The 5,493-nt window shown below is 62.2% G+C and carries 4 protein-coding genes and 1 pseudogene; all 5 read right to left on the bottom strand.

Going from position 1 to position 5,493, the window contains the following annotated elements:
- Window positions 1-329: 329 nt before the first annotated feature.
- Complete coding sequence (locus tag F759_RS0134990) at window positions 330-1,721, bottom strand: amino acid permease (protein ID WP_027803858.1); 1,392 nt, start codon at window positions 1,719-1,721, stop codon at window positions 330-332.
- A gap of 173 nt (window positions 1,722-1,894) precedes the next feature.
- Window positions 1,895-2,551, bottom strand: a complete 657-nt coding sequence (gene rqpR / locus F759_RS0134995; protein ID WP_027803859.1) for a response regulator transcription factor RqpR — start codon at window positions 2,549-2,551, stop codon at window positions 1,895-1,897.
- Window positions 2,552-2,561: 10 nt separating this feature from the next.
- Window positions 2,562-3,431, bottom strand: coding sequence for a sensor histidine kinase (locus F759_RS0135000; RefSeq protein WP_027803860.1), 870 nt, complete (start codon window positions 3,429-3,431; stop codon window positions 2,562-2,564).
- A gap of 420 nt (window positions 3,432-3,851) precedes the next feature.
- The gene (locus F759_RS0135005; protein ID WP_027803861.1) at window positions 3,852-4,622 is read right to left on the bottom strand and encodes a ferredoxin--NADP reductase; all 771 of its coding nucleotides are present in this window, start codon (window positions 4,620-4,622) and stop codon (window positions 3,852-3,854) included.
- A gap of 678 nt (window positions 4,623-5,300) precedes the next feature.
- A pseudogene (locus tag F759_RS39780) lies at window positions 5,301-5,493 on the bottom strand (IS256 family transposase); the annotation flags it as partial.

The raw sequence follows: 5,493 nt of genomic DNA on the forward strand, positions 1-5,493 counted from the left end.
GCGACAGCAAAGAACCCGCGGTTTTCAGAACGACCGCCGCGGCGCGCAAAGCGACGCCGGAAGAATGACTGCTTTGTCACTAACGCGGAGTGTGCGGGAACACAGATTCCAGATGCACCACTGCCCCTTCCAAGCCGGGGGATCCACCTATGAGCTGGCGGTGTGAAGCCGCTTTCTTTGCTTATCTTTCTTTGCGGCGGCAAAGAAAGTAAGTGCCGCCCCGCACAGGGGCAACACTAATAGACCACTAGGAATTCAAGGAAGGCCAACGGCCAAAAAAACAAGCCCACCGCACCCAACCCAAGACCCCGCCAAAGGCAACAAAAAAACTACCTAGCCGAATGCGACCGCCGCCGCGAATACCCAAAATAAATCACCATCCCGACAAGGAGCCAAACCACAAAAGCAACCCACGTCACAGCTTGAAGATTCGCCATCAAAAACAGACACGACGCGACAGCGAGCACCGGCACCACCGGTACACCCGGACACCGGAACGCGCGCGGCAATTCCGGATGTGTCTTACGCAAAACGAGAACCGCAATCGACACCATCGAGAACGCCGCCAGCGTGCCGATGTTGATCAGTTCAGCCAACACGTTCAGCGGCACCAGCGCCCCAATCAGCCCGAAGAAAGTGCCGACAAGCCATGTCGTGAAGAACGGCGTCGCAAAGCGCGGATGCACCCGCGAAAGCCGCGCCGGCAACAAACCATCGCGCGACATCGCGAAAATCACTCGCGTCTGCCCGTACGCCATCACGAGGATCACGGTCAGCATGCCGAGCACCGCGCCGAGATCGATGAAGCCCGCCACCCACTTCTGCCCCGCGACCTGCAACGCGTACGACACCGGATGCGAAATATTCGCGAACTGCGCCGACGGCACAATGCCGGTCACCACCGCCGCGACCGCCACATACAACACCGCGCACACGCCGAGCGACGCGATGATGCCAATCGGCAGATCGCGCTTCGGATTTTTCACCTCTTCGGCAGCCGACGACACCGAGTCGAAGCCGATGAACGCGAAGAACATCACAGCGGCCGCGCCGAACACGCCGTTCCAGCCGTTCGGCATGAACGGATGCCAGTTGGCCGGCGTCACGTGGAACACGCCCACTGCGATCACCAGCAGCACCACGACTACCTTGATCGCGACCATGATGTTGTTGATCCGCGCGGATTCGCGCACGCCCACCGACAACAGCGCGGTGATCGCCATCATCACGAGGAACGCGGGCAGATTGAAGAACGTTTCGTGGCCAGGCAGCGCGCCCGGTGCCGCCGTCAGCGCGACTGGCAACGAAACGCCGAAGCCTGACAGGAGCGATTGCAGATACCCGGACCAGCCGACGGAAACAGCCGAGGTGGCGAGCCCATATTCGAGCATCAAGTCCCAGCCGATGATCCACGCGGCCAGTTCGCCGAGCGTTGCGTACGAATACGTATAGATGGAGCCCGCGACCGGAATTGTCGACGCGAACTCAGCATACGCCAGCGCCGCAAAGCCGCACGCGACTGCGGCGATCAGGAACGAGACCATCAGCGCAGGGCCGGCCTGAACCGCGCCCGTGCCCGTGAGCACGAAAATGCCGGTGCCGATGATGGCGCCGACGCCGAGGAACGTCAGGTCGAGCGCGCCGAGCGCTTTTTTCAGGCCGGCGTTCTGAGCGCTCGTCGCGATCATGTGCTCGACGCTCTTTTTGCGGAAGAGGGACATTGGCGGGGGTCTCCAGTAGTGCACGCGTGTCGCGCGCCGAATGTCGGGAAACCCGCGATTTTAGCGGATGCACGCCCATGCATCTTTTTGGGACATGCTATTGGACGGGCTGCGCGCTGTTTGACGCCGCGCGGAGGCGATAAAGCGGTAACAGCGTGGAACGACGCGGTAGATTACCCCGCCATCGCCGGATTGAGGTCGACCAGGCGGTTACTCATCACGTAGAAAGTGAGCTCCGCGTTGTTGCGCAGCTTCATCTTCTCGAGCAGACGCGTGCGGTACACGCTCACCGTTTTCACCGACAGCGACAACGCTTCGGCGATGTCCGTCAGCCGTTTGCCCGATGCCAGCATGCACAGCGTCTGGTATTCGCGGTCGGAGAGCTTTTCGTGCGGCAACTGCTCGCCGTCGAAAGAGACGTAATCCGCCAGCGCCTCCGCCATCGCCGGGCTCACGTATTTGCGGCCGGCCGCGACCTGCTGGATTGCGCCGATCATCTGCGCGGCGTCGACGGTCTTCGACAGATACCCCGCGGCGCCGGCCTTGAGGGCCCGCACCGCGTATTGATCCTCGCGGTACATCGAGAACATCAGCACGGCCACGCGCGGCGCCTTGCGCTTCAAGCGCTTGAGCACTTCCACGCCGTTCATGTCGGGCAGCGAGATGTCGAGCAACACCACGTCGTAGCTGTGGCTCGCGACCGCGTCGAGCGCTTGCGCGCCGGTTTGCGCCTCCGTGACCTCGCGCGCCACGCCGCGGTCGAGCAGCAATTGACGCACGCCCTGACGAACCACGGCGTGATCGTCGGCGAGCAGAATGCGCAGGCTCATGACGGCTCGCTCACGATTGCACTGCGCGCAGTCCGGCGGGCTGCGCGTCGGCGAGCATGGCGTCCCACGCGAAGCGCGCACGCACGAGCGTGCCGCGTGATCCTTCGCCGGAATCGCCGCGCCGGCTCCCGTTCTGGCCGTGGCGGGCAGTGACGCGCAGCGTGCCGTCGAAGGCGGCGCAGCGCGCCTTCATTCCGCTCAGGCCGAAGTGGCCATTTCGCCGATGCGCGTTGCGCGAAACGCCGACGCCGTCGTCGCTCACGATCAGCGTCAGATGGCGGCGGCTCGTCTCGATCCGTACGTCGGCGGATTCGGCGCGTGCGTGTTTGGCGATGTTGTTCAGCGCTTCCTGGGCGACGCGGAACACGGCCAGCGCCGCGTCGGCGGGGAGCCGCGTCAGGCGCACGTCGGCCGCGCAGACGAAACTCGTGCGCAGCTGGGTGCGGGCGGCGAAGTCGCCGGTCCATTGCGCGAGCGCGCCGACAATGCCCGCTTCGAGCGCCGGCGCGTGCAACTCCGCCACGGCTTCACGCGTCGCCGTGCAGACGGCGTCGAGCGAGCGGTTCGCAACGGCGAGGGCGGCCGAGCATTGCGCGGGAGCGTCGGCGGGCAGCCACGTTTCGACGCCTGCGAGCGCGAAGCGCGTCGCGGTCAACTCGGCGCCCACGCCGTCGTGCAGTTCGCGCGCCACGTGGCGGCAGGCTGCTTCCTGCGCTCTGACCAGTTCGGCGGAGAGTTCGCGCACCCGCGCGCGTAACCGCACCAGCTCGCGCTCACAGGATGACGCCATTGGTGCCGGGGAGACGGACGCGTCGAAACCATCGCGCGGCAACGGCGCGGATGAATGTGCGGTGAGTCGGACGACAGTCGACGTATCCATGACTTTCCTCTCAGAAAGCGGCGCGGACAGAAAAACGATGACGCAGCGGCGCCGCGAAGACGAAAGATCGCATAAGGGTCTCTGGCCTCCATGTATGGGCTGGGTCGGATGCTACGACCGGCAAATGACTACCGATCAACGTAACGAAATTTACATTCAGTAACAAGCCGGCCGCACGATGAACGGCGATAAAATCGCCTGACGGTGCGCCGCGATCATATCTCAAAAAAAGAAAAAATGCAGGCCCGTCAAGGGTTAGCGCCGATGTTTCACGCAATGGTTGACATTCGCAGTGGTAGTTTTGTAGGAAGAATTCCGACATGAAATGTCAAAAGCGTGCGCCGAATTGTAACGGCGAAAAAAAAGGAGCCAGAAGGCTCCTTTCGCTTGATTCGCGGTGCGGACCGCGAAAAAACCGGCTTAACCGACGAACGCTTTTTCGACCACGTAATGGCCCGGCGCATTGTTGCTGCCTTCCTGGAAGCCCAGGTCGTCTAGCAGCTTGCGCGTGTCGCGCAGCATGTGCGGGCTGCCGCACAGCATCACACGGTCATGTTCGAGCGAAAAGCCCGGCACGCCGAGGTCGGCGAACAGCTTTTCGGTTTCGATCAGTTCGGTGATGCGACCGCGATTCTGGAAGGCTTCGCGCGTGACCGTCGGGTAATACAGCAGCTTTTCTTGCACCAGCTCGCCGAGGTGCTCGTGCGCCGGCAGGTGCTCGGTGATGTATTCCTTGTACGCCAGTTCATCGACGAAACGGCAGGTATGCGTGAGGACCACGCGCTCGTAGCGGTCGTAAATGTCCGGATCTTTGATGATCGACATGAACGGCGCGAGGCCCGTGCCGGTGGACAACAGCCACAGCGTCTTGCCCGGCAGCAGGTTGTCGGCCATCAGCGTGCCGACCGGCTTCTTGCCGATCAGCACCTGGTCGCCCACCTTCAGGTGCTGCAAGCGCGACGTAAGTGGGCCGTCCTGCACCTTGATGCTCAGGAATTCGAGGTGTTCTTCGTAGTTCGCACTCGCGAGGCTGTAAGCGCGGATCAGCGGCTTGCCGTCGACCTCGAGGCCCACCATCGTGAACTGGCCGTTTTCGAAACGGAACGACGGATCGCGCGTGCAGGTGAAGCTGAAAAGCGTATCGGTCCAGTGATGGACGCTCAGGACGGTTTGTGAGTTGAGGTTGCTCATGGCTTCTTGGATAGTGCGAAAACAAAGGCGGCCAGTCGTTCGAGCCGGCCGGCACGGCAAGGGCGATGCTGCGCTCACCGCGAACGAGAATGAAGCGCAATCCGCTATTTTACCGCGCCTGCGGCCGATGGGCAGTGACGCGGCGATTCGGCGCGACAGGTGTTGCGAGAGGCGCGGCGGCAAGCGTAGCCAGAAGCGCTGACCCAACGCACGCGGCAAACGCAAATGAAGCGGTCCTAGCGACGGTTATCTGCCCAGGATCGTCAAGCGGATTACCGGTTTGGAAGCGTCCGCGCCGTGTCTGATGCATCGGCTACGGCAAATACGTGACCGTGATTGCAGCCGCGCTTCACCAAGGGTACGGCGATGGGCGAAAGCCGCACAAGGCGGTCTCCATTGACTGTCCGGCTTGCGCCGGGTAGGTGCGCCGAGCGGCCAATATTTTCAGGATGATACCGAAACCGGCCGTGCGGTGCAGCATAGACCTTGCCAATAAAGCAGGCAAACGCGTGAGAAATCTGTCCAAGGCAGCTTGCGGACGCATGATGACGTCGGCTTGGCTTGGCTTGGCTTGGCTTGGCTTGGCTTGGCTTGGCGCGGTTCGGCTCGGCACAGCTCGGCACAGCTCGGCACAGCGGAGGTGTCAGAAATTTCGTGTGCTGAGGCCGGTTAAAAATCTCAGCTGATGGCGGCGGTGAATCGCTCACCGAACAGNATGGCGAACTGATTGACAGCTTGCCGCCAGGTGATAGGCGGCATCTTCCAATCCTTTTCAATGTTGCGCAAGGCCAGATACAGCAGTTTGCTGGCGGCTTCGTCGCTCGGGAAGTGACCACGATTCTTGACGATCTTGCGCAACTGCATGTGCATG

It is taken from the genome of Paraburkholderia dilworthii, assembly GCF_000472525.1.
Classification (GTDB): Bacteria; Pseudomonadota; Gammaproteobacteria; order Burkholderiales; family Burkholderiaceae; genus Paraburkholderia; species Paraburkholderia dilworthii.

What these genes read in the sequence shown, in the direction of transcription:
- F759_RS0135000 (WP_027803860.1), bottom strand. Translation starts at nt 3,431, where the DNA reads ATGGATACGTCGACTGTCGTCCGACTCACCGCACATTCATCCGCGCCG.
- F759_RS0135005 (WP_027803861.1), bottom strand. Translation starts at nt 4,622, where the DNA reads ATGAGCAACCTCAACTCACAAACCGTCCTGAGCGTCCATCACTGGACC.
- rqpR (WP_027803859.1), bottom strand. Translation starts at nt 2,551, where the DNA reads ATGAGCCTGCGCATTCTGCTCGCCGACGATCACGCCGTGGTTCGTCAG.
- F759_RS0134990 (WP_027803858.1), bottom strand. Translation starts at nt 1,721, where the DNA reads ATGTCCCTCTTCCGCAAAAAGAGCGTCGAGCACATGATCGCGACGAGC.